Origin of the sequence: Vibrio sp. M60_M70, from assembly GCF_037162085.1 — a bacterium.
Lineage (GTDB): Bacteria > Pseudomonadota > Gammaproteobacteria > Enterobacterales > Vibrionaceae > Vibrio > Vibrio diabolicus.
This window is the reverse complement of the sequence record NZ_JARLUL010000001.1, coordinates 3,046,991-3,069,429: the sequence shown is the minus strand read 5'-3', so window position 1 is coordinate 3,069,429 and position 22,439 is coordinate 3,046,991. Positions and strand designations below refer to the sequence as shown.

Below are 22,439 nucleotides of genomic sequence, written 5' to 3'. Positions count from 1 at the left end.
TGAAAAGTAAACATCTTCGCAGGCAGGTTTTTAGCCAATTTTCCCTGTTTCGATGAGCTGTTGTAGGATAGGCCGAACTATGAGCTCCATTGCAAAGCTCATCTTACCGCCTGGCACGACAATCGTGTTGTGGCGTGACATGAATGAGCCATCAATCATAGCCAGGAGATATGGGAAGTCGACTTTCTTTATCCCACGCAAGCGAATCACGACAAAGCTCTCATCCAGGCTTGGGATACCTTTCGCGTTAAGTGGGTTGGAGGTATCGACCGTTGGGACGCGCTGAAAGTTAATATGAGTGCGAGAAAATTGTGGCGTGATGTAGTTAAGATAATCGTCCATCGAGCGCACGATAGAGTCCATTACTGCTTCTCGTGAATGACCGCGGTCACGAGTATCACGCACAAACTTTTGGATCCACTCTAAGTTTACGATTGGTACCATACCAATCAAGAAATCCACATGCTGCGCGACATTAACATCGCCATCCACAACACCGCCGTGCAAGCCTTCATAGAAGAGAACGTCACTGTTCTCCGGTAAGTCTTGCCACGGTGTGAAGGTACCAGGCATTTGATTATAAGGTACGGCCTCGTCAAAGGTGTGTAGGTAGCGACGTACGCTGCCTGCGCCATCGTGACCATATTTACGGAAAAACTCTTCCAATCCTGGAAAGTCATTAGCTTGAGGGCCAAAGTAGCTAATGTGTCGACCTTGCTCGCGCGCTTTACGGATTTCTATATCCATTTCAGGGCGAGTAAAGCGATGGAAGCTGTCGCCTTCAACCCATGCGGGTTTAACGTTCATCATATTGAACATCTTACGGAAGGCTTCAGATGTAGTGGTCGTGCCGGCACCGGATGAACCAGTAACCGCAATAATTGGGTGTTTAGCTGACATGACAAACCTTGTCGAAAATTACTTACCTGTAATGTGCAGTAGGCTGCTACTGCACGGTCGATAACCCACTATAGCACGTAACAATGCCTTGTCATTGAGTGGGGTACGGTAAAATGTGAAGGGTCTAAAATTTTGTTTTTACCTGAATATCGACGGTTTCGTGCAGTTCAGAGAACACGATAACCGCTTCGCCTTTTTCTAATTGAGTTTTTACTTGATCCACTTTGTCTTGCAAAGAAACCTCGACGGTTCCGTAATCCGTGCCTTCACGTAAGACGAATTCACGAATTAAGTTTTCCAATGTTTCTGGCGCAATGTCTTGCCATGGAATGATCATAAATACCTCGAACTTTTATGATGAGCGGCTAGTTTACTGCTTTCGCTGCTTGGATACAGCAGAAAGGTAATCTGCGGCAATACTTTCGTAATACGCTGGCAGCGCTTCTTCCAACCAAAATTTCGGCTTGAGCGCTGAACCTGTAAGGAAACCAACATGCCCACCGTGCTCAAAGAGACGGTAATCAATATTATCTGGCAGAACAAATTTCGGGATCACATCGTCGGTCATGAATGGATCGTCTTTGGCGTGAATGATCAGTGTCGGTAGCGTGATCTGTTGTAATTTACTTAAGCCAGAACATTGATCGTAATAATCTTGTGCGTCTTTAAAACCGTGCAGTGGTGCCGTGATCAAATCATCGAATTCATACAATCGTGTGACACGTTTTATTGAGTTGTAGGACAAAGCGAGCTCGCCATGCAACAAGTGATGTTTTTGCAATGCGTTGCGTTTGAGCGAAGAGAGTAGGTAACGGCGATACACTTTCGAAAAGCCTTGTTCAATACGGTTCGCACACGCTGCTAAGTCTAAAGGTGCTGAGATAATGGTCGCCGCATTCAAAATGGGGTGGTCTTTGTATTGGGCTAAATAATTCGCCAACATGTTACCGCCAAGAGAAATGCCAACCGCAACTTTGGGGTTATCAGGAAAGCGTTGCTCAAGGTGCTCTAAGAAGTGGCGGGCGTCAGTCACTTCACCAGAATGATAGGCGCGAGCTTTCTTGTTTGGCTTACCGCTACAACCGCGGAAATGCATCATCACCGACAGCCATCCGGATTGAGCAAATGCATTCATTAGGCCATTGGCGTAAGGGCTATAGAAGCAGCCTTCTAGTCCATGAAATAAAACAAAAATCGGCTTTTTTTGCGCAGGTTCTTGGGTTGGGTCCTCGCTCCATGCGAGATCGAGAAAGTCGCCATCGGATGTATCGAGGGTTTGCCAAATCGGCGTAAACAACGCTTTTTTGCGAATAAAACGCGGTAAAAGCGTTTGAAGATGCGGGTTTTTGATCCCGGCGGCTGCGAAAAATTGTGTCATACCTAACTGCTCTTATGCGGTTCTTCGGTGTCAGTTGAAGAACTTATTAATATAATCCTTTATAAAGATTATAGGTATTCTACAGATTTATGGGCGTTTTGGTGGGTGAATGTTTGGCACCGGAATAGCAAAGGCCTGTTGCAAATGCTCACCACCAAGTTGACGACAGTATCTCAGCGTGAGTGGGGCGCCATCATTTTTGACCAGCGTGAGCGAGTTAATGCAGTTCACCAAATCCGCTTGTTGTTGCTTTTCTAGTTGCAGCTCAAACTGCAAGGTTTCACGATATAAAGCGTCATTGACTTGAGACTTAAGATGGCGACGTAAGTCGCGAAAAGAGTGCAGTAAGGTTTCGCTTCGGCCCAGACAGCTTTGTACCAGAGGCCAGTCTTTTTCTTGGAAAATGAGTTGCTGCTCATCGAGCCATCTGAGCAGCAGGAGTAGGTTCACGTTGCCGTGATAATTGTTCTGCAATGATAAACACGCTTCTTTCACTTCTCGCACACCATAAAACTGCAGACTGAACTGCCAAAGGTGTTCTAGGGTGAGTGTGTATTCAGCGTGTTGATTACTCATTGATTAAACTCTAGCTCCATCTGCTCCAGTTCTTCCTGAGCAGACATCCATTCCATTTCAATTTCTTCGAGCTCTGCCTTACTAGAAGCTTGAAGAGCCAGCACTTGGTTAAGTTTAGCTTTATTTTCGGCTTCATACAGTGAGTTATCTGCCAATTGTTCTTCAGCTTCGGCCAGTGCTGCACCTAACTTATCCATTTTATTTTCTAATTGTGTCAGCGTTTTGCGAATTGGCGCCGTCTGCTTACGAAATTCTGCATCGCGACGTTTCTGCTCTTTTTTCGCTGCCGCGCTGTTGGCGCTATCTTTGGCTGGCTGTGCAGCTTGTGCTTCTTTGCGTTCCGCTCTTTGTTGCTCGGTTAACCACTTGTAGTAGTCGTTTAAGTCACCATCGAACGGCGCAACTTGACGATCGTGCACCAAGTACAAGTCATCGGTTGTAGCACGCAATAGGTAACGGTCGTGCGAAACAATCACCATTGCACCTTCGAACGTTTGCAGTGCCATCGTCAATGCCTGACGCATGTCCAAATCCAAGTGGTTGGTTGGTTCATCAAGTAGCAACAGGTTTGGCTTTTGCCACACAATTAAGGCCAGCACTAAACGGGCTTTTTCACCACCCGAAAACGGTGCGACTTTCTCCAGTGCTTTGTCGCCTTGGAAGCCAAAGCTGCCTAGGTAATCACGTAGCTGTTGTTCGGTTTGATCCGGCGCGATCTGCATCATGTGTTGCAGAGGCGTTTCTTCTGGGTGCAGCGTTTCTAATTGATGCTGGGCAAAGTAACCTATTTTTACACCTTGTGAGTAAGTCAGATCGCCACCTTGCGCGTTAAGCTCACCAGAGAGCAATTTGATCAAGGTCGATTTACCCGCGCCATTACGGCCGAGTAGACCAATGCGACTGCCAGGAACCAAGTTCAAGCGGATCTTCTCTAAGATCAGGTTGTCACCGTAGCCTGCCGATACTTCATCCATCATCATGATTGGGTTTGGCAGCGCCGCGGGCTCACGGAATTGGAAGCTAAATGGGTTATCGAATTGAGCGGGTAACACTTTTTCCATGCGCTCCAAAGCTTTAATACGGCTTTGAGCCTGGCGTGCTTTCGAGGCTTTATAACGGAAACGGTCGATGTAGCTTTGCATGTGCGACATCTGTTTCTGTTGCTTCTCGAACATCGCTTGCTGCAGCATCATTTTTTGCGCTCGTTGGTTTTCGAACGACGAATAGTTACCCGTGTATTCGTTCAATTGTTGGTTTTCGATGTGAATAATACGGCCAACAATTGGGTCAAGGAAATCACGGTCGTGCGAGATCAGGATCAGTGTACCTGGGTAGTTTTGTAGCCAACGTTCAAGCCACATCACTGCGTCTAAGTCCAAGTGGTTGGTTGGCTCATCGAGTAGCAATAAGTCAGAACGGCACAATAGCGCCTGGGCTAAGTTAAGGCGCATACGCCAACCACCTGAGAATTGAGTCAAACTCCAACTCATTTGCTCTTGGCTGAAACCTAAACCGTCGAGCAATTCTGCCGCGCGAGCGCGAATGCTATAACCGCCGATGGTTTCAATTTTACCGTGGATCTCGGCAACCAAGGTGCCGTTGTCTTGTGCTTCCGCTTCAGCCAACTGCTTTTCGAGCGCTCGGTACTCGCGATCACCATCAATGACGTATTCCAGTGCAGTGCGCTCTAGCGCAGGCGTTTCCTGTGCGACCCAGGCCAACTCCCAATGTTGAGGTTGGCTAAATGAGCCTGCATCAATCGACAGTTCATCTTTCAGCAATGCAAATAGCGTTGATTTACCGCAGCCGTTTTTGCCCACAAGGCCGACTTTATCGCCAGGATGGATAGTCGCTGAAGCTTGATCTAAAAGAGGTTTACCGCCACGCAGTAACTGAATATCAGAGAAGGTAATCATAAAGTTTTCATTCACTTTGCGCAGTGCGCGTTGCTTGGTTACATAGCGAAGTGGTTTCAATCGTTTTTAAAGCCACTTGGGTATATATCTAGCGGTGAATAGTAGGGGTATTGGCCGGAAAAGTCGATTGATTCGCTTTAATTGCATTATGCTGTACAAAAAAGTATAACAATTTGATAACGGATAAAAATAACCACAAGGACGACCATTTGGCTGTTGCACCGTCTATTCTCCCAAGAGTTCTGGTCATTTATGCTCATCCAGAGCCACATAACTCGATTGCTAATCAAGTGATGATTAAAAAAGCTCAGTCGCTTGATCACGTCACTGTGCACGATCTTTACGGTGTTTACCCTGACTTCTTTATTGATGTGAATTACGAACATGAGTTGTTGCTCATGCATGATGTGATCGTGTTTCATCACCCGCTTTATATGTATTCATGCCCAGCCCTGTTAAAAGAGTGGTTGGACCGAGTGCTGGGCAAAGGTTTTGCTTTTGGCGGAGGTTCGGCACTAGAGGGAAAATACTGGCGCAGTGTGATTACAACGGGGGGAAAGAAGAGGCCTTTAGCGCGAAGGGGTACAACAAATATCCATTAGAGCAAATCTTACAACCGTTTGAACTGACGGCCGCCTTGTGTCAAATGCACTGGATTGAACCTTTGGTGTTGTATTGGTCGCGTAATGTCTCGGATATTGAGCGGTATGAGCACGCCGAACTGTATCGTCGGTGGTTGAACAACCCACTTGAAAACTGGGAAGCAACAGACCAAGGAGGTCAGTATGGCGATAACCAGTGAGTTTCTTCAAAGTAGCGTGGTCTTTCTCTCGGCTGCGGTTATCGCGGTGCCGATTGCTCAGCGTCTCGGACTTGGCTCGGTTTTAGGTTATTTACTTGCCGGTGTGTTGATTGGCCCTTGGGGTCTTGGCTTAATCAGTGATGTTGATGCTATTTTGCACTTTGCTGAACTTGGGGTCGTGTTGTTACTGTTCTTGATCGGCCTTGAACTAAATCCTAAAAAACTGTGGCAAATGCGAGGACCGATTCTAGGCTTAGGCGGCGCGCAGGTGGTGGTTACGACCGCCGTGCTGGGCAGTGTCGTCAGTATGTTCGGCGTAAGCATGCAAGTGAGTTTGGTGATTGGGATGGGATTGGCACTGTCCTCGACGGCAATTGCTCTAAAAGTGATTGAAGAGCAAGGGCTCAATGGCACCGAAACGGGTCAATCTGGTTTTGCGGTATTGCTCTTTCAAGATATTGCCGTGATCCCAATGTTGGCAATGTTGCCCTTGCTTGCTGGCGGGCAGAGTGGCGGTAGTTGGTTGGATGTCTTCACGGTATTAGGCAGTGTGGTGGCACTGTTGATTGGTGGCCATTTCTTATTGCGTCCACTATTTCGCTTTGTTGTGATGAGCGGCGTTCGTGAGCTCTTTACCGTCGCCGCATTGTTGGTCGTGCTTGGGATTTCTGTCGTGATGCAAAAGCTCGGGCTTTCTATGGCTCTAGGGACTTTCTTAGCCGGCGTTTTGCTGGCTGAGAGTGAATATCGGCATGAATTGGAAATCGCTATCGAACCATTTAAAGGTTTGTTACTGGGGTTGTTCTTCATCGCGGTTGGCATGGCGGTAAATTTGGGGTTATTGGCATTACACCCTTTAGAGATTCTGGGCGCGGTGGTGGCTTTGGTGGTGGTTAAGGGCTTGGTTTTGTATGCATTGGCGAGAGCTGCCCGTGTCGGAGCCAAAGCGAGAAGCCGTATGGCCGCGATTTTAAGCCAAGGTGGTGAGTTTGCCTTTGTCATATTTACCGCAGCGAGCCAAGAGGGCATTTTATCCAAAGAGCAAGTAGCGTTTTTATTGGTGGTGGTCAGTTTATCCATGGTGACGACACCACTTTTGCTGATGGGACAAAAAAATGGTTTGCTCATACCCTGAATCAAGAAGAAGAGGGCATGACCACGAAAGTAGTGGATCGCCGGCCACGTGTGATCATTGCAGGCTTTGGACGTTTCGGTCAGATCGTCGGACGTTTAATGTATGCCAATAAAATCAAAGTGACGGTATTAGAAAGTGATGCCAGCCAAATCCACCTACTGCGCAAGTATGGTTACAAAGTGTTTTATGGCGATGCTACCCAAATTGATCTTTTGCGGGCTGCTGGCGCAGATAAAGCAGAAGCATTGGTCATTTGTACCGATTCACCTGATGAGGTGATGGCCATCGTTGATATCTGCCGCGTGCACTTCCCGAAACTTAAGTTGCTAGCCCGAGCAAGAAGCCGTGTCGAGGCGTATCAGTTAATGAGCCACGGTGTCGAGAATTACTCTCGTGAAACATTTTTAGGGGCATTGGATCTCGGTCGCCAAGCGCTCGTAGAACTTGGTATGCACCCTTATCAAGCAAAGCGGGCAGAAGCACATTTTCGTAAGTTAGATAATGCTATGCTTAAGGACTTATTGCCTCAGCACAATGAAGATAAGAAATTGGCTCAGAGAGCGAAAGAGGCACGCAAAGAGCTAGAAGAAATTTTTGGTCGTGAGATGGAGAGCGACCATCAGTCACCTAATCATTGGAAGTAGTACTTGAGCTAAGACTCAAGCTAAGGAAATAGCGTGAAAATCAAGAAACGTTTTATTGCCGGCGCTAGCTGCCCAAATTGCAGCCAGCAAGATACCCTGCGCTGGTGGATTGAAAATAATATCGAGTTAGTTGAGTGTGTCGAGTGTGAGTTTACTGAGCAGCGTAAACCGCAATCTGTAGAGAAAAATAAACACTCAGATCAGGAAATGATCGGAATTTTTAAGCCGGAATAATTGAACTTCGATAATTGATCCCCATAATACACCCAGATATCTCAGTACTTAACCCCATTCAGGTTAAGTCAATTAATCTCCCTGGAGTTAGTATGAAAATTGAAAAGAACGTTGTTGCAAGCCTTGCATACAAAGTAATGATGGAAGACGGTGTCGTTGTTGATCAATCAACAGCAGAAGCGCCTCTAGATTACCTTCACGGTCACAACAACCTAATCACTGGTCTTGAAAAAGAGCTTGAAGGTAAAGTGGCTGGCGACAAGTTCTCAGTAACGGTAGCTCCTGAAGAAGCTTACGGCGAGCACAACGATGCGCTAGTACAACGCGTTCCTGCGGACGTATTCCAAGGCGTTGACCAAATCGAAGTGGGCATGCGCTTCCTGGCTGACACTGACCAAGGTCCAATCCCTGTAGAAGTAACAGAAGTTGATGGCAACGAAGTGGTTGTTGACGGTAACCATATGCTAGCTGGTCAAACACTAACTTTCGAAGTAGAAGTTATGTCTACACGTGAAGCAACAGCAGAAGAGATCGAACACGGTCATATCCATCAAGCTGGTGGTTGTGGTCATGACCATGATCACGATGATGAAGGCTGCTGTGGCGGCGGCAGCTGTGGTTCTCACTAATCACAAGCTCCTTCACTAGATAATCTTATCTAGTAAAGCTTTGAAAAGCGCAAGTTGAGGTTTCAACTTGCGCTTTTTGTTTATCTAAGGTGTAGTGCATAGAAGAAAAGAACAACTCATGGAAAAAGCGATGACAAAACCTTTCTCGATTGCGATTCATGGTGGCGCAGGCACCATTTTACGTGAACAGATGAGCAATGAACTTCAGCAATCCATCTTGGCTGATTTGAAAGCGTCGGTAAAAGCCGGCCATCAAATTCTTGAGGAAGGCGGCGACGCTTTGGATGCAGTTGTTTCTGCAGTAAAAGTGTTGGAAGACTCGCCTAACTTTAATGCTGGTAAAGGCTCGGTGCTGACCAACAACGAAATGGTAGAAATGGACGCCTCTGTCATGGATGGTCGAAACCAAGCCGCAGGCGCGGTCGCTGGTGTTCGTCATATCAAGAATCCAATTGAGCTCGCTCGTGACGTGATGCGAAACAGCAATCACGTGTTGTTGGTGGGTGAGGGCGCAGAGAAGTTTGCTTTTGAACAAGGCCATGAGTATACCGAGCAAGATTACTTCTTTACTGATCGCCGTTATGAGCAGTTGCTGTCTATGCGTGAGAAAGGGCTGTTTGCTTTGTCGGAATCTCGTTACCCAGATGATCGTAAACATGGCACCGTCGGAGCAGTAGCGTTGGACCAACAAGGTAACTTAGCCGCTGCAACCAGCACGGGTGGCGTAACGAATAAGAAATACAACCGAGTTGGGGATTCGGCTTTGATAGGCTGCGGCACGGTGGCCGAAAATGGCGTCGTCGCGGTTTCGACTACGGGTGTCGGTGAGTTTTTTATCCGTAAACGTGTCGCAGAAGACGTCGCCGCGCGGATGCGTTACTTACAAGAAGATATTCATACTGCTTGTGAGCATATTATTCAGGGGGAACTGAAAGAGATGGGCGGCGAAGGCGGTTTAATCGCAATTGACGCGCAAGGTGAGCTGCACTTTGCGATGAACAGCTCTGGCATGTACCGAGCTGGCATTAATACGCAAGGCGAGCTGAACGTTAAAATCTACGCCGACGAATAGCTTCCTCTTGAGAACCTTCTTAAGTAATTAATACGATTAATACGATAAAGCCCAGAACATGTTCTGGGCTTTATGCTGTTTGAGCCTGCATTTTAATAATGCGGTGGTGGGGTTTCTTCTGACGGATCGGCTAAATTCGACGAGTCCATATTTTTTACTTTACCTACCACATATTTCATCTGATCGAGCATCTTGGTAATTTGCAGTTGCTGCTGCGATAAGGCACCGTTCAGATCTTCAATAGTCTGTTCTTGGAACGCAAGCTGACATTCTAAGTCATTAATGCGTGCTTCCAATTGCTGAATGATTTTTTCTGTCATGATCCGTTCTCTAACTGCCAAGCTTGGGCAATACCTGCTGAAGTAGCAGTAATTACGCGTTGTTTTGAATCAAAGGCTGCATCATACACGACCGCACGGGGAGGGCGAGTGTCTTTTTGGGCTCCACTTCAAATCCGCCAATCCGTTTTCCGGTTTGAGTATCCCATATTGAAACGCGGCCAGAAGGCGTTCCTGTCACTAACTGAGTTCCGTCGTCAGAAAATCGCGCAGTAGAAAAGATCAATTGGCGCGACCAACTGCTCAACTGTGTGACTTCTTGTCCAGTTTTTAAATCCCAAATTACCGCTTGGTTTCCGCCATCGGATGTCATTGCTAACTTGCCATCTCGTTGCAGGGCAACACGAACAACCCGTTGTTCATGTTCGAAGGTCCGCAGCACTTGTCCGGTTTCGGTGTCCCACAAATACGCTTTGTAGTCATTACCACCAGTCAGTGCGAAGCGGCCATTAGGAGAAATGGCGACGGAATTGACTTTTTCACGATGCGCAAGGAACTCCAAGCGACGTCCGGTGACTAAGTTGACGTAAATTGCTTTACCGTTGGATAACCCGAGCAGAACTTGCTCACCGTTACTGGTGATATCAACGTCGCGAATGAGCGCATCAGAAATAGACCAAAGGCCTTCGGATTGCGTCCAACCTAAGTCCCAAACTGCGAAGTTCATTTGGCTTGCTGTGACTGCATAGCGACCATTGTCAGAGATACGAATATGGGATACCACGTTGGCATCGGCATCGAGCTCGCCCAGGTTGGCTAGTTGTTCATTTTGCTCTAGGTCCCACAGCATCAAATGGTGTTGCTGAGAATAGAGCAGAGCAAATCGTCCATCTCTGCTAAGTGCGAAGCTCGTCGCACCCTGAGGCTCTATCGGCCAACGGTGCACTTCACGCTCGGCGAAAAAGCAACCATTTAACGTGGTGATGACAATTAAATATAGGAATAAATGAGAAATTCTTTGCATCACATCTAATAATCCGGTTTGTGTCTTAAGACATATAGCTAGTATATTGGTATAACGATTGTCTTCACTAGTCTCATAGAAGATTTGTGCACAACAACCAATGGCAAAGCCATTATTGGGAGAATTTAATGAAATCAGTTTTAAAAGTGTCGCTACTTGCTGCAACAGTTATGCTAGCGGTAGGTTGTCAGAAAGAAGAAACTAAAACAGAAGCCGCACCTCAAGCAGAACAAGTTCAAGAAGAAACCGGTAAAGCGGTTCACTTTAAAACCGACGACGATAAAGCGGCATACGCAATCGGTGTTTCATTTGCTAACTACCTAAGCACAAGCATCGACAAGCCAAGCGAAATCGGCATTAATCTTAACAAAGACTTGGTACTAAAAGGTATCGAAGACGTCTTCAAAGGCAATGCTGAATTGAATGAAGAAGAAACACGTGCAGCACTAGAATCTCTAGATAAGCGTGTTGCTGAAAAGATGCAAGCACAAGCGGCTGAGAAAGCAGCTGAAGCAAAAAAAGCTGGCGATGATTTCCGTGCTGAGTTCGAGAAGCAAGAAGGCGTAGTGAAGACAGATACAGGTCTTCTATACCAAGTTATTACTCCTGCTGAAGGTGAGAAGCCAAAAGACACTGATACGGTTCAAGTACACTACAAAGGTACGCTAATCGATGGTACGCAATTTGATAGCTCTTACGATCGTGGTGAACCTGCAACATTCCCACTTAACCGTGTAATCCCAGGTTGGACAGAAGGTGTTCAGCTAATGCCTGTGGGTTCTAAATTCAAATTCGTTATCCCGCCAGAGCTAGCATACGGTGATCAAGACACACCAAGCATTCCTGCTAACTCAACGCTAGTATTTGAAGTTGAGCTGCTAAAAGTCGAGAACGACAACGCAGAGCAATAACAATAAGCCGCGATAAGTTATTGAAAAAGGTCCGTTTAACGGGCCTTTTTTGTTCTAGGTCACTAGTTGGTGAGTTTGCTAGGTTGATTTTCAAATTTTCTGATAAACTTACACCAATTTGTTGATTTTTCGCTCGAAGGCTTATGACAACTACAGAAACAATAAACGCGGAGATGTTGCTCGAAATGGAATCCGTTAACGTGATGCCGTTTACCGAGCACGACAAAATCATTTTAAGATCTTATGAGGCGGTCGTTGATGGTATCGCCAGCCTGATAGGTCCCTTTTGTGAAATCGTTCTTCACTCGCTAGAAGACTTAAATACCTCTGCAATTAAAATCGCTAATGGTGAAAACACGGGTCGCCAAGTCGGCTCACCGATCACTGATTTAGCGCTTAAAATGCTAAAAGACATCGAAGGCTCGGAGCGCAACTTCTCACGTTCGTACTTTACCCGTGCAAAAGGTGGCGTGTTGATGAAGTCGATCACTGTTGCCATTCGTAATGGTGAAAATCGCGTGATTGGTTTGTTGTGTATCAACGTCAACTTGGACGCGCCCTTCTCGCAAGTCCTTCAATCTTTCATGCCAACGCAAGAAGCAAAAGAAGCGGCTTCCTCGGTTAACTTTGCTAGTGACGTAGAAGAGCTGGTGGACCAAACTGTTGAACGCACCATCGAAGAGATCAATGCGGATAAATCCGTATCGAACAACACCAAGAATCGCCAAATCGTGATGGAATTGTACGACAAAGGCATCTTCGATATTAAAGATGCCATCAACCGCGTTGCAGATCGTCTTAACATTTCAAAACACACCGTCTACTTATACATTCGTCAACGTAAAACCGAGGACGATGAAAAGTGAGTAAACTGACTTACACGTTGGTGGTGAATGGTCCTGTTTACGGTAGCCAGTCAGCGCGCAGTGCTTATCAGTTCGCCAAGGCGGTGATTGAGCAAGGCCATCAGTTAGTGAGCGTTTTCTTTTATCAAGAGGGCGTGACCAATGGTACTGCTTTGAGTGTGCCTGCCAACGACGAATTTGATCTCAATAAGGCATGGCAATCTTTGGCAAAAGAGCATGGTGTTCGTCTAGAAACTTGTGTTGCTGCGGCTTTGCGTCGTGGGATCGTAAGTGAAGAAGAAGCGAATCAACATGGTTTGGTCCAGAGCAATCTAGCGGAAGGTTTTGAGCAAGCCGGCTTAGGTAGCTTAGCCGAAGCGATGTTAACCCAAGACAGAGTGGTACAGTTTTGAGTCAGCTAACTTATCTATTTCGTAGCGCACCGCATGGCAGTGCGGCTGGTCGTGAAGGTGTGGATGCACTGTTAGCCGCGTCGGCTTACTGTGAAGATATCAGCGTCATTTTCATGGGAGATGGGGTTTACCAGCTTCTACTAGGACAAGAACCGAGTAAGATCTTGAGCAAAGATTATGCGCCGATGCTGAAGCTTTTCGATTTATACGATATCGAACAAGTCTTTGTGTGCTCAGAGTCATTAGCTCAGCGAGGTTTGGCTCAAGCGGATTTAGTCATTGAAGCTCAAGCGTTAAGCTCAGAGCAGCTCAAAGATAAGTTGCAACACGCTGGCAAGCTACTGTCATTCTGAGGAAGTTATGCTACATATTATAAAAACGGTCTCCGCTCTAGAAGACGCCATGCCCTTATGTAATGTACAGGATGACATCTTACTTATAGAAGATGCCGTGTACGCTGCTAACTCGCAGCATAAAGCGTTTTCCCACCTAAAAAACCGCAGTGTATTTGTGCTAGAGAGCGATATTCACGCTCGCGGTATTGCGAATCGTATCAGTCCATCACTGACGATCGTGAATTACTCAGGCTTCGTTGAGCTCACAGTTAAACAGGATAAATCGCTTACTTGGGATTGAACGTGATTTACTGTCGCTAAAGCTTTACGGATGAATTGTCCTAATTGAACAAAAAAGATCCGTATATTTCTTGACACACCTCTCACTGCTGCATAGAATTTTGCGTCCCTAACTGCAATGGTAGTTGGGGATAGATTTTTCACAAAGCTTACTTTCAAGTAAATCAGGAGCTAGTTAATGGCAACTATTAACCAGTTGGTACGTAAGCCTCGTGCAAAGCAAGTTGTTAAAAGCAACGTGCCTGCACTAGAAGCGTGCCCACAAAAACGTGGTGTATGTACTCGTGTTTACACTACTACACCTAAAAAACCTAACTCAGCACTTCGTAAAGTTTGTCGTGTACGTCTGACAAACGGCTTCGAAGTTACATCGTACATCGGCGGTGAAGGTCACAACCTTCAAGAGCACAGTGTTGTACTAATCCGTGGCGGTCGTGTAAAAGACCTTCCGGGTGTACGTTACCACACTGTTCGCGGTGCACTTGACTGTGCTGGCGTTAACGACCGTAAACAAGGTCGTTCTAAGTACGGTGTGAAGCGTCCTAAGTCTTAATGGATTCCGTTAAGTAAGGCCAAACACTAAATTATTTTTAATTTTTTGAAAAAACTGAAAAGTTTTGGATAAAACCTGAAGAAGACAACGGAGATAAATCCATGCCACGTCGTCGCGTCATTGGTCAGCGTAAGATCCTTCCAGATCCAAAATTCAAATCTGAATTGCTGGCAAAATTCGTTAACATCCTAATGGTTGACGGTAAAAAATCTACTGCAGAGAAAATCGTTTACACTGCACTAGATGCTATGGCTGAAAAGTCTGGTAAAGACCACTTAGCTATTTTTGAAGAAGCTCTTGAAAACGTACGCCCTGCGGTAGAGGTTAAATCTCGCCGTGTTGGTGGTTCAACTTACCAAGTACCTGTAGAAGTACGTCCGGTTCGCCGTAACGCACTTGCTATGCGTTGGTTGGTTGAAGCTGCGCGCAAGCGTGGTGAAAAATCTATGGCTCAACGCCTAGCAGCTGAAATGCTAGACGCGTCTGAGAACAAAGGTACTGCGGTTAAGAAACGTGAAGACGTTCACCGCATGGCTGACGCAAACAAAGCGTTCGCTCATTACCGCTGGTAATACCTTCTGTGCTGCGAGGTTCTCTCGCAGCACTTTTCTATACTCTAAGGTACACCTTAGTAAGAGGATACAATCGTGGCTCGTAAAACTCCTATTGAGCGCTACCGTAATATCGGTATCTGTGCTCACGTAGATGCAGGAAAAACAACCACAACTGAGCGTATTCTGTTCTACACTGGCCTTTCTCACAAAATCGGCGAAGTTCACGATGGTGCAGCAACCATGGACTGGATGGAGCAGGAGCAGGAACGTGGTATCACTATCACATCCGCTGCGACTACTACATTCTGGCGTGGTATGGAAGCACAGTTCCCTGAGCATCGCGTAAACATCATTGATACCCCTGGACACGTTGACTTTACTATCGAAGTAGAGCGTTCTCTTCGTGTACTTGATGGTGCTGTGGTTGTGTTCTGTGGCTCATCTGGTGTTGAACCTCAGTCTGAAACTGTATGGCGTCAAGCAGACAAATACCACGTTCCACGTTTGGTATTTGTAAACAAGATGGACCGTGCGGGCGCAGACTTCCTACGCGTTGTGGACCAAATTAAAAATCGTCTTGGTGCGAACCCTGTTCCAATCCAACTGAACGTTGGTGCAGAAGATGAGTTCAGAGGTGTCATCGACCTTATCAAGATGAAGATGATCAACTGGAATGAAGCCGATCAAGGCACTTCGTTTACTTACGAAGACATTCCAGCTGACATGATCGAACTTGCTGAAGAGTGGCGCAACCACATGGTTGAATCCGCTGCTGAAGCTAGCGAAGAGCTGATGGACAAGTACCTTGAAGAAGGTGAATTGACTGAAGCTGAGCTCAAACAAGCTCTACGTACTCGTACACTAAACAACGAAATCGTACTGGCCACTTGTGGTAGTGCGTTTAAGAACAAAGGTGTTCAAGCGGTACTAGATGCTGTGATCGAGTTCTTGCCATCGCCAGTTGACGTACCTGCAATTAAAGGTGTTGACGAAAGAGAAAATGAAGTTGAGCGTCACGCTGACGACAACGAACCATTCTCTGCGCTAGCATTTAAGATCGCGACTGACCCATTCGTGGGTACGCTAACGTTCATGCGTGTTTACTCTGGTGTAGTAAACTCCGGCGACGCTGTTTACAACTCTGTAAAAGAGAAGAAAGAGCGTTTCGGTCGTATCGTTCAGATGCATGCGAATAAGCGTGAAGAAGTGAAAGAAGTTCGCGCTGGTGATATCGCTGCTGCTATCGGTCTGAAAGACGTAACAACAGGTGACACACTGTGTGATCAGAACCACAAAGTGATTCTAGAGCGCATGGAGTTCCCTGAACCAGTTATTCAGATTGCTGTAGAACCTCGTTCTAAGGCAGACCAAGAGAAAATGGCTATCGCGCTAGGTAAACTGGCTGCGGAAGATCCATCATTCCGCGTGGAAACGGACGACGAATCAGGTCAGACTCTGATCTCAGGTATGGGTGAACTTCACCTAGACATTATCGTTGATCGTATGAAGCGTGAATTCAGCGTTGATTGTAACGTTGGTAAACCTCAGGTTGCTTACCGTGAAACCATTCGTGGTAAAGCGGAAGTTGAAGGTAAGTTTGTTCGCCAATCAGGTGGTCGTGGTCAATACGGTCATGTGTGGGTCAAACTTGAGCCTTCTGAACCTGGCGAAGGTTTCGTATTCGTAGACGAAATCGTGGGTGGTGTGATTCCTAAGGAATACATCAGTTCGGTATCGAAAGGTATCGAGGAACAAATGAATAGTGGTGTTCTAGCGGGTTACCCTGTACTAGATATTAAAGCTACACTATTTGATGGTTCTTACCACGATGTAGACTCAAGCGAGATGGCGTTTAAGATCGCTGGCTCGATGGCATTCAAGAAAGGTGCACTAGAAGCACAACCTGTGATTCTAGAACCAATGATGAATGTCGAAGTAACCACTCCGGAAGACTGGATGGGTGACGTTGTTGGTGACCTAAACCGTCGTCGCGGTATCATTGAAGGCATGGACGAAGGTGTGGCTGGTCTTAAGATCATCCGTGCTCAAGTACCACTATCTGAAATGTTCGGTTACGCAACTGATCTACGTTCTGCAACTCAAGGCCGTGCGTCTTACTCTATGGAGTTTCACGAGTACGCTGAAGTGCCGAAAAACTTCGCAGATAAAATTATTGCAGAGCGTGGTTACTAATTGACGATTGAACTACAAAAAGTTTACGACTTTTTGCGAGATCAGGGCGTCCAAATATTGCGCTAACGGGCGTTGGCGCATAAAATAACAATTTCTGGCGCGTCGTCGATCAATAATGATCACGACGAATCATAACTAGGAAGGAACACGATCGTGTCTAAAGAAAAATTTGAACGTACGAAACCGCACGTTAACGTTGGTACTATCGGCCACGTTGACCACGGTAAAACAACTCTAACTGCAGCTATCTGTACTACTCTTGCTAAAGTTTACGGCGGTGTAGCTAAAGACTTCGCATCTATCGATAACGCTCCAGAAGAGCGTGAGCGCGGTATCACAATCGCAACTTCTCACGTTGAGTACGACACTCCAACTCGTCACTACGCACACGTTGACTGTCCAGGACACGCGGACTACGTTAAAAACATGATCACTGGTGCTGCACAGATGGACGGTGGTATCCTAGTTGTTGCTGCGACAGATGGCCCAATGCCACAAACTCGTGAGCACATCCTACTAGGCCGTCAGGTTGGTATCCCATACATCATCGTATTCATGAACAAATGTGACATGGTTGACGATGAAGAGCTACTAGAACTAGTAGAAATGGAAGTTCGTGAACTTCTATCTGAATACGATTTCCCAGGTGATGACCTACCAGTTATCCAAGGTTCTGCACTAGGCGCACTAAACGGCGAAGAGCAGTGGGAAGCGAAAATCGTTGAACTAGCTGAAGCTCTAGATACTTACATCCCTGAGCCAGAGCGTGCGGTAGATCAGCCATTCCTAATGCCTATCGAAGACGTATTCTCAATCCAAGGTCGTGGTACAGTAGTAACTGGCCGTATCGAGCGTGGTATCCTAACTGTAGGTGACGAAGTTGCTATCGTAGGTATCAAAGACACTACTACTACTACATGTACTGGTGTTGAGATGTTCCGTAAGCTTCTAGACGAAGGCCGTGCAGGTGAGAACGTTGGTGCACTTCTACGTGGTACTAAGCGTGACGAAGTTGAACGTGGTCAAGTACTAGCGAAGCCTGGTTCAATCACTCCACACACTAAGTTCGAATCAGAAGTATACGTACTGTCTAAAGATGAAGGTGGTCGTCACACTCCATTCTTCAAAGGCTACCGTCCACAGTTCTACTTCCGTACAACTGACGTAACTGGTGACATCCAGCTACCAGAAGGCGTAGAAATGGTAATGCCAGGTGACAACGTACAGATGACTGTTGAGCTAATCGCACCAATCGCAATGGACGAAGGTCTACGTTTCGCGATCCGTGAAGGTGGCCGTACAGTAGGTGCTGGTGTTGTTGCTAAGATCTTCGACTAATTCATAACGAATTAAACGAAATCTTGCACTCTTCTTCTTTATGAAGAAAGCGCATCGAGAAAGGGAAGCTTAGGCTTCCCTTTTTTATATCTAAATTATATTTGGTTATAAGTGTTCGTAGGAAATACGTTAATTTTTTAATTTAAAAACAGAATATTACCGGCTCTATTTTTCAACACCTTTAGTCGTAACACCTAACCCTCTGATCTTTGCCTACTGTCACCAAATCTATATAACAAAATATTCTGAACAGGCCTATCAATGCGACTGGTAACAAGAACTATTCTTGTTTATATTGGTTGCCACAGGTTAATTTAATAGGTTTTTGAGTATGTACGTTTGTCTTTGCCATGGGGTCTCCGACAAGAAAATTAGGAAGTTGGCGATAGATGAAGGCGTAACGGATATTAAAGGAATCAAAAAATGCACAGCATTGGGTAGCCAATGTGGTAAGTGCATCAGACAGGCCAAGGATATTTTAGCGGAAACCAGTTACACGGTATTCAAACAAGCTAGCTAATTACTGTGAGCATGCGGTAATTAAGTAATTATTTGCCTAGCGTTTTGACACCTTCTCATTTGCTTCTACATTTAAATGAAGCTAAAGAGGAGGTTTTTGTCATGAAAGGCGATCCAATCATCATCCAACATCTCAATAAAGTGCTCGGAAATGAGCTCATCGCTATTAATCAGTATTTTCTTCATGCTCGAATGTATAAGGACTGGGGGTTAAAGCACCTAGCAGATAAGGAATATCACGAATCTATCGATGAGATGAAACATGCCGATCATCTGATTGAGCGTATTTTGTTTCTTGAGGGCTTACCGAATCTACAAGATTTAGGCAAGTTGATGATAGGTGAAGACACTAAAGAAATGCTCGAGTGTGACTTAAAGCTTGAAATGGCCGCCATTCCAGATTTAAAAGATGCGATTGCCTATGCTGAAGACATTCGAGACTATGTGTCTCGCGATCTGTTTCAAGATATTCTTGAAGATGAAGAAGAGCATGTTGATTGGCTAGAGACGCAACTTGGCTTGATTGAAATGTCTGGCATTGAGAACTACCTCCAAGCGCAATACGTAGACGAAGAGTAATAGCGTCCAGGATTTTGCGTACTTCAATTGTAAGAAGAAAAGAGCACCTGACTCGAAAATCAGGTGCTTATCCCCGCTATCTGGTCTAATCTCTTTTATTATCGGCTTTTTAAGGATATTGCTCGCAATCTTGCCTATGAAGTTTGATTTCTATCCGATAGAATTTATCCCCCCTTACCTAAAAATAAAAAAGAGAAACGTCCATGTCTGAAGACAATCGCCAAGCAGCCACTCCAGAAGAAGAACATCGCCAAAAAGCATTGGATTACCATGCTTATCCAACTCCAGGGAAGATTGCTGTCGAATTGACAAAACCTGCGGAAACGGCGGGTGATCTTGCCCTTGCTTACAGCCCAGGTGTTGCAGAACCAGTGCGTGAAATCGCACAAAACCCTGATAACGTGTACAAGTACACAGCGAAAGGCAACATGGTTGCTGTTATTTCTAACGGTACCGCTATTTTAGGTCTAGGTAACCTAGGTCCACTTGCATCTAAGCCAGTAATGGAAGGTAAAGCGTTACTGTTTAAGCGTTTTGCAGGTCTTGATTCTATTGATATTGAAGTTAAGCACCGCACGATCGATGAATTTGTTGATACTGTCGCAAGCATTGCAGACACCTTTGGTGGTATCAACCTTGAAGATATTAAAGCACCAGATTGCTTTGAGATTGAAAAGCGTTTAATTGAGCGTTGTGATGTACCAGTATTCCACGATGATCAGCACGGTACTGCGATTGTAACGGCGGCAGGCATGCTGAACGCGATCGAACTTCAAGGTAAGAAGCTTGAAGACTCAACGATCGTTTGTCTTGGCGCTGGCGCTGCAGCTGTTGCGTGTATGGAGCTGCTGATTAAATGTGGTGCAATGCGCGAAAAAATTTACATGCTGGATCGTAAAGGTGTGATCCACACTCGTCGTGATGATCTTAATGAATACAAGCAGCTATTCGCAAACAACACGGACAAACGCACATTAGAAGACGTGATTGAAGGCGCGGATCTGTTCCTAGGTGTATCTGGTCCAAACCTATTGCCAGCGGAAGCGTTGAAGCTGATGGCAGATAAGCCAATCGTATTTGCATGTTCGAATCCAGATCCTGAAATTAAGCCGGAACTTGCCCACGCTGTTCGTGATGATTTGATCATGGGGACTGGCCGTAGTGATTACCCGAACCAAGTAAACAACGTATTGTGTTTCCCATTCATCTTCCGTGGTGCTCTTGATGTGCGCGCAAGTGAAATCAATGATGAAATGAAACTTGCAGCCGTTGAGGCGATTCGTGAGCTAGCAAAAGAGCCTGTACCTGAAACTGTATTGAAGGCCGCAGGCGTCGATAAGCTTGAGTTTGGTGCAGACTACATCATTCCAAAACCAATGGACTCACGTTTACTGCCACGTGTTGCAAAAGCTGTGGCTCAGGCGGCAGTTGATTCAGGTGTTGCTCGTATCGAGATGCCTGAAAACTACATGGCAGAGTAATATATCTATTAGATGTGATGTACAAAAAATGGGACGCAATCGCGTCCCATTTTTTATATCATTCTTTTGGCTCGAGATAAGAATTGCTATCTGAAGCCTCCAGTCTCGCTTTTTACTCTTCGTCAAACGACTCAAATTCGATGCCCATTTCCGTCATCAGTGCTTTTACTTCTGTTGGAATATCATCTGGACGGTCTTTACGAAGGTCTTCATCTGTTGGAAGTGGCTGACCTGTGTACGCGTGCAAAAATGCTTCGCATAGTAATTCACTATTGGTTGCATGGCGTAAGTTATTGATCTGACGGCGAGTACGCTCATCAGTTAGCACTTTTAAAACTTTTAGCGGGATAGAGACGGTAATTTTTTTTACTTGTTCGCTTTTTTTGCCGTGCTCTGCATATGGGCTAATGTATTCGCCATTCCAGTCAGCCATTGCACACCTTCATTTATGTAATCGGTTAAAAATAATTTAGGTGCTGATTTTAGCTGCATTTACCGCCATAAGCAAAGACATATAGACGTCTAGAAGTGTTGACGTCTCATTTTTTGACGAGTAAAGTGAACAGAACAGCAAAGGAAGCGTGTTGATCACTTTATTTTACTCATTAGATATAGCGCATTCCTATTTAGAAGTCATTACCCGTGAAAGGATACACCCATGAGCTCTCGCAAACCTGCGACCATTGCAGTACGCACTGGTATTGAATCAGACAGCCAATATCACGCTGTCGTTCCACCTATTTATCTTTCCACTAACTACGGTTTTCCTGCTTTTGGTGAGGTACCTAAGTATGATTACACGCGATCTGGAAATCCAAACCGCGGACTGTTGGAAAGTGCGTTATCTGAACTCGAGTCTGGAAAAGGAGCGGTTGTCACGAACTGCGGTACGTCGGCATTAAATTTATGGGTGTCCGCTTTTCTTGGCCCTGATGATCTCATTATTGCTCCTCACGATTGTTATGGCGGCACCTATCGTCTTTTTAATACCCGAGCCAACAAAGGCGATTTTAAGGTTCAGTTTGTCGATCAATCAGACGAGCAAGCTTTGGATGCAGCATTAGCACAAAAACCAAAACTCATTTTGCTAGAAACTCCGTCAAACCCTCTGGTTCGCGTAGTGGATATTGCAGATACCTGTGAAAAAGCGAAACAAGTCGGCGCGTTAGTTGCGGTGGACAATACCTTTTTGACACCCGTGTACCAAAAACCTTTAGAGCTAGGTGCGGATTTTGTTATCCACTCCACAACGAAGTACATCAACGGTCATTCAGACGTGATTGGTGGCGTGATCATCACCAAAACAGAAGCGCATGCAGAAGAGCTTGCATGGTGGGGCAATTGCATTGGTGCGACTGGCACACCTTTCGATAGTTATATGACGTTGCGAGGCATTCGTACACTTGGTGCTCGCATGCGAGTGCATGAAGAGAGTTCACAGCAGGTACTGGCTTATCTCCAGAAGCAAGCGTTAGTTAAAACCATTTATCATCCAAGCCTGCCGGAGCACCCGGGTCATGACATTGCTAAAAAGCAGCAAACGGGCTTTGGCTCTATGCTGAGCTTTGAGTTTGCCGGTTCGTTTGAGCAGTTAAAAGTGTTCGTTAAAGAGCTCCAACTGTTTTCATTGGCTGAGTCATTAGGTGGAGTAGAAAGCTTGATTTGTCATCCGGCATCCATGACGCATCGCGCTATGGGAGAGGAAGCACTGGCAGAAGCGGGGGTGTCACATCAACTATTGCGTTTGTCTGTCGGCTTGGAAGATGCACAAGATCTCATCACGGACTTAGAGCAAGCATTCGCTAAAGCTGCCCAACAATAGGAGACGAG

Annotated in this window: 23 protein-coding genes and 3 pseudogenes; 18 read left to right on the top strand and 8 right to left on the bottom strand. The window is 45.8% G+C overall.

Annotation, left to right across the window (positions count from 1 at the left end; all coding sequences use genetic code 11):
- Nucleotides 1–30 precede the first annotated feature (30 nt).
- The 5 genes from P4S59_RS14310 to P4S59_RS14290 form a co-directional block, all read right to left on the bottom strand.
- Nucleotides 31–900 (bottom strand): phosphoribulokinase, encoded by an 870-nt coding sequence (locus P4S59_RS14310; RefSeq protein WP_005397679.1) that lies wholly within the window; start codon nucleotides 898–900, stop codon nucleotides 31–33.
- A gap of 124 nt (nucleotides 901–1,024) precedes the next feature.
- A complete protein-coding gene (locus tag P4S59_RS14305) occupies nucleotides 1,025–1,237 on the bottom strand; it encodes a YheU family protein (protein ID WP_005397677.1) in 213 nt (70 codons plus the stop codon).
- 33 nt (nucleotides 1,238–1,270) lie between these two features.
- A complete protein-coding gene (locus tag P4S59_RS14300; RefSeq protein ID WP_046874535.1) occupies nucleotides 1,271–2,278 on the bottom strand; it encodes a hydrolase in 1,008 nt (335 codons plus the stop codon).
- A gap of 87 nt (nucleotides 2,279–2,365) precedes the next feature.
- A complete protein-coding gene (locus P4S59_RS14295) occupies nucleotides 2,366–2,854 on the bottom strand; it encodes a TIGR02444 family protein (protein ID WP_005397673.1) in 489 nt (162 codons plus the stop codon).
- A complete protein-coding gene (locus P4S59_RS14290) occupies nucleotides 2,851–4,770 on the bottom strand; it encodes an ABC transporter ATP-binding protein (protein WP_164667104.1) in 1,920 nt (639 codons plus the stop codon). Before P4S59_RS14290 ends, P4S59_RS14295 begins: the two co-directional genes overlap by 4 nt.
- A 209-nt stretch (nucleotides 4,771–4,979) precedes the next feature.
- On the opposite strand from P4S59_RS14290, the pseudogene kefG reads away from it, so the two are divergent.
- The 5 genes and pseudogenes from kefG (at nucleotide 4,980) to P4S59_RS14265 (ending at nucleotide 9,286) form a co-directional block, all read left to right on the top strand.
- A pseudogene (gene kefG / locus P4S59_RS14285) lies at nucleotides 4,980–5,572 on the top strand (glutathione-regulated potassium-efflux system ancillary protein KefG).
- A pseudogene (gene kefB, locus P4S59_RS14280) lies at nucleotides 5,556–7,351 on the top strand (glutathione-regulated potassium-efflux system protein KefB). The pseudogenes kefG and kefB overlap by 17 nt, the downstream one beginning before the upstream one ends.
- A gap of 33 nt (nucleotides 7,352–7,384) precedes the next feature.
- The gene (locus tag P4S59_RS14275; RefSeq protein ID WP_005381449.1) at nucleotides 7,385–7,585 is read left to right on the top strand and encodes a YheV family putative zinc ribbon protein; all 201 of its coding nucleotides are present in this window, start codon (nucleotides 7,385–7,387) and stop codon (nucleotides 7,583–7,585) included.
- A 92-nt stretch (nucleotides 7,586–7,677) separates the two neighbouring features.
- Nucleotides 7,678–8,214, top strand: a complete 537-nt coding sequence (slyD, locus tag P4S59_RS14270) for a peptidylprolyl isomerase (RefSeq protein ID WP_005397664.1) — start codon at nucleotides 7,678–7,680, stop codon at nucleotides 8,212–8,214.
- A 130-nt stretch (nucleotides 8,215–8,344) separates the two neighbouring features.
- The gene (locus P4S59_RS14265) at nucleotides 8,345–9,286 is read left to right on the top strand and encodes an isoaspartyl peptidase/L-asparaginase family protein (RefSeq protein WP_301567530.1); all 942 of its coding nucleotides are present in this window, start codon (nucleotides 8,345–8,347) and stop codon (nucleotides 9,284–9,286) included.
- A gap of 92 nt (nucleotides 9,287–9,378) precedes the next feature.
- Here P4S59_RS14265 and P4S59_RS14260 read toward each other — a convergent pair whose 3' ends face one another.
- Nucleotides 9,379–9,606, bottom strand: a complete 228-nt coding sequence (locus P4S59_RS14260; RefSeq protein ID WP_005381455.1) for a SlyX family protein — start codon at nucleotides 9,604–9,606, stop codon at nucleotides 9,379–9,381.
- Nucleotides 9,603–10,588: pseudogene (locus P4S59_RS14255) on the bottom strand (WD40 repeat domain-containing protein). Before P4S59_RS14255 ends, P4S59_RS14260 begins: the two are co-directional and overlap by 4 nt.
- Before the next feature lie 128 nt (nucleotides 10,589–10,716).
- Here P4S59_RS14255 and fkpA point away from each other — a divergent pair.
- The 12 genes from fkpA to P4S59_RS14195 all read left to right on the top strand — a co-directional run bounded on the left by fkpA (nucleotide 10,717) and on the right by P4S59_RS14195 (nucleotide 20,609).
- Nucleotides 10,717–11,499, top strand: coding sequence for an FKBP-type peptidyl-prolyl cis-trans isomerase (gene fkpA, locus P4S59_RS14250; protein ID WP_337168563.1), 783 nt, complete (start codon nucleotides 10,717–10,719; stop codon nucleotides 11,497–11,499).
- Between the two features lie 143 nt (nucleotides 11,500–11,642).
- On the top strand, nucleotides 11,643–12,365 hold the full coding sequence (locus P4S59_RS14245; protein WP_031780643.1) for a helix-turn-helix transcriptional regulator: 723 nt from the start codon (nucleotides 11,643–11,645) through the stop codon (nucleotides 12,363–12,365).
- Entirely contained in the window at nucleotides 12,362–12,757 is a 396-nt protein-coding gene (gene tusD, locus P4S59_RS14240) for a sulfurtransferase complex subunit TusD (protein WP_046874531.1), read from the top strand. The genes P4S59_RS14245 and tusD overlap by 4 nt, the downstream gene beginning before the upstream one ends.
- The gene (tusC, locus tag P4S59_RS14235) at nucleotides 12,754–13,110 is read left to right on the top strand and encodes a sulfurtransferase complex subunit TusC (protein WP_005397648.1); all 357 of its coding nucleotides are present in this window, start codon (nucleotides 12,754–12,756) and stop codon (nucleotides 13,108–13,110) included. Before tusD ends, tusC begins: the two co-directional genes overlap by 4 nt.
- 7 nt (nucleotides 13,111–13,117) lie before the next feature.
- Nucleotides 13,118–13,393 (top strand): sulfurtransferase complex subunit TusB, encoded by a 276-nt coding sequence (gene tusB / locus P4S59_RS14230; protein WP_047010412.1) that lies wholly within the window; start codon nucleotides 13,118–13,120, stop codon nucleotides 13,391–13,393.
- Nucleotides 13,394–13,570: 177 nt separating this feature from the next.
- Entirely contained in the window at nucleotides 13,571–13,945 is a 375-nt protein-coding gene (rpsL, locus tag P4S59_RS14225) for a 30S ribosomal protein S12 (protein ID WP_004399892.1), read from the top strand.
- Between the two features lie 101 nt (nucleotides 13,946–14,046).
- Entirely contained in the window at nucleotides 14,047–14,517 is a 471-nt protein-coding gene (rpsG, locus tag P4S59_RS14220) for a 30S ribosomal protein S7 (RefSeq protein WP_005382796.1), read from the top strand.
- 75 nt (nucleotides 14,518–14,592) lie between these two features.
- Entirely contained in the window at nucleotides 14,593–16,692 is a 2,100-nt protein-coding gene (gene fusA, locus P4S59_RS14215; RefSeq protein ID WP_005397643.1) for an elongation factor G, read from the top strand.
- Nucleotides 16,693–16,845: 153 nt separating this feature from the next.
- The gene (gene tuf, locus P4S59_RS14210; protein ID WP_012841343.1) at nucleotides 16,846–18,030 is read left to right on the top strand and encodes an elongation factor Tu; all 1,185 of its coding nucleotides are present in this window, start codon (nucleotides 16,846–16,848) and stop codon (nucleotides 18,028–18,030) included.
- A gap of 331 nt (nucleotides 18,031–18,361) precedes the next feature.
- A complete protein-coding gene (locus P4S59_RS14205) occupies nucleotides 18,362–18,550 on the top strand; it encodes a (2Fe-2S)-binding protein (RefSeq protein WP_031780493.1) in 189 nt (62 codons plus the stop codon).
- 101 nt (nucleotides 18,551–18,651) lie between these two features.
- Nucleotides 18,652–19,128 carry a bacterioferritin gene (gene bfr / locus P4S59_RS14200; RefSeq protein ID WP_005395745.1) on the top strand — a complete coding sequence of 159 codons (477 nt, stop codon included), beginning with the start codon at nucleotides 18,652–18,654 and terminating at the stop codon, nucleotides 19,126–19,128.
- A gap of 203 nt (nucleotides 19,129–19,331) precedes the next feature.
- Nucleotides 19,332–20,609, top strand: a complete 1,278-nt coding sequence (locus P4S59_RS14195; RefSeq protein ID WP_006742766.1) for a malic enzyme-like NAD(P)-binding protein — start codon at nucleotides 19,332–19,334, stop codon at nucleotides 20,607–20,609.
- A gap of 112 nt (nucleotides 20,610–20,721) precedes the next feature.
- On the opposite strand, the gene metJ is transcribed toward P4S59_RS14195, so the two are convergent.
- Nucleotides 20,722–21,042, bottom strand: coding sequence for a met regulon transcriptional regulator MetJ (gene metJ, locus P4S59_RS14190; RefSeq protein ID WP_005381353.1), 321 nt, complete (start codon nucleotides 21,040–21,042; stop codon nucleotides 20,722–20,724).
- A 225-nt stretch (nucleotides 21,043–21,267) separates the two neighbouring features.
- Between metJ and P4S59_RS14185 the strand changes: the two genes are divergently transcribed.
- A complete protein-coding gene (locus P4S59_RS14185) occupies nucleotides 21,268–22,431 on the top strand; it encodes an O-succinylhomoserine (thiol)-lyase (RefSeq protein WP_337168562.1) in 1,164 nt (387 codons plus the stop codon).
- Nucleotides 22,432–22,439 lie beyond the last annotated feature (8 nt).

Bases quoted from the DNA above. Each gene is read 5' to 3' on its own strand.
- P4S59_RS14310 (WP_005397679.1), bottom strand. From the start codon at position 900: ATGTCAGCTAAACACCCAATTATTGCGGTTACTGGTTCATCCGGTGCC.
- P4S59_RS14305 (WP_005397677.1), bottom strand. From the start codon at position 1,237: ATGATCATTCCATGGCAAGACATTGCGCCAGAAACATTGGAAAACTTA.
- P4S59_RS14300 (WP_046874535.1), bottom strand. From the start codon at position 2,278: ATGACACAATTTTTCGCAGCCGCCGGGATCAAAAACCCGCATCTTCAA.
- P4S59_RS14295 (WP_005397673.1), bottom strand. From the start codon at position 2,854: ATGAGTAATCAACACGCTGAATACACACTCACCCTAGAACACCTTTGG.
- P4S59_RS14290 (WP_164667104.1), bottom strand. From the start codon at position 4,770: ATGATTACCTTCTCTGATATTCAGTTACTGCGTGGCGGTAAACCTCTT.
- slyD (WP_005397664.1), top strand. From the start codon at position 7,678: ATGAAAATTGAAAAGAACGTTGTTGCAAGCCTTGCATACAAAGTAATG.
- P4S59_RS14265 (WP_301567530.1), top strand. From the start codon at position 8,345: ATGACAAAACCTTTCTCGATTGCGATTCATGGTGGCGCAGGCACCATT.
- P4S59_RS14260 (WP_005381455.1), bottom strand. From the start codon at position 9,606: ATGACAGAAAAAATCATTCAGCAATTGGAAGCACGCATTAATGACTTA.
- fkpA (WP_337168563.1), top strand. From the start codon at position 10,717: ATGAAATCAGTTTTAAAAGTGTCGCTACTTGCTGCAACAGTTATGCTA.
- P4S59_RS14245 (WP_031780643.1), top strand. From the start codon at position 11,643: ATGACAACTACAGAAACAATAAACGCGGAGATGTTGCTCGAAATGGAA.
- tusB (WP_047010412.1), top strand. From the start codon at position 13,118: ATGCTACATATTATAAAAACGGTCTCCGCTCTAGAAGACGCCATGCCC.
- rpsL (WP_004399892.1), top strand. From the start codon at position 13,571: ATGGCAACTATTAACCAGTTGGTACGTAAGCCTCGTGCAAAGCAAGTT.
- rpsG (WP_005382796.1), top strand. From the start codon at position 14,047: ATGCCACGTCGTCGCGTCATTGGTCAGCGTAAGATCCTTCCAGATCCA.
- P4S59_RS14205 (WP_031780493.1), top strand. From the start codon at position 18,362: ATGTACGTTTGTCTTTGCCATGGGGTCTCCGACAAGAAAATTAGGAAG.
- bfr (WP_005395745.1), top strand. From the start codon at position 18,652: ATGAAAGGCGATCCAATCATCATCCAACATCTCAATAAAGTGCTCGGA.
- P4S59_RS14195 (WP_006742766.1), top strand. From the start codon at position 19,332: ATGTCTGAAGACAATCGCCAAGCAGCCACTCCAGAAGAAGAACATCGC.
- metJ (WP_005381353.1), bottom strand. From the start codon at position 21,042: ATGGCTGACTGGAATGGCGAATACATTAGCCCATATGCAGAGCACGGC.
- P4S59_RS14185 (WP_337168562.1), top strand. From the start codon at position 21,268: ATGAGCTCTCGCAAACCTGCGACCATTGCAGTACGCACTGGTATTGAA.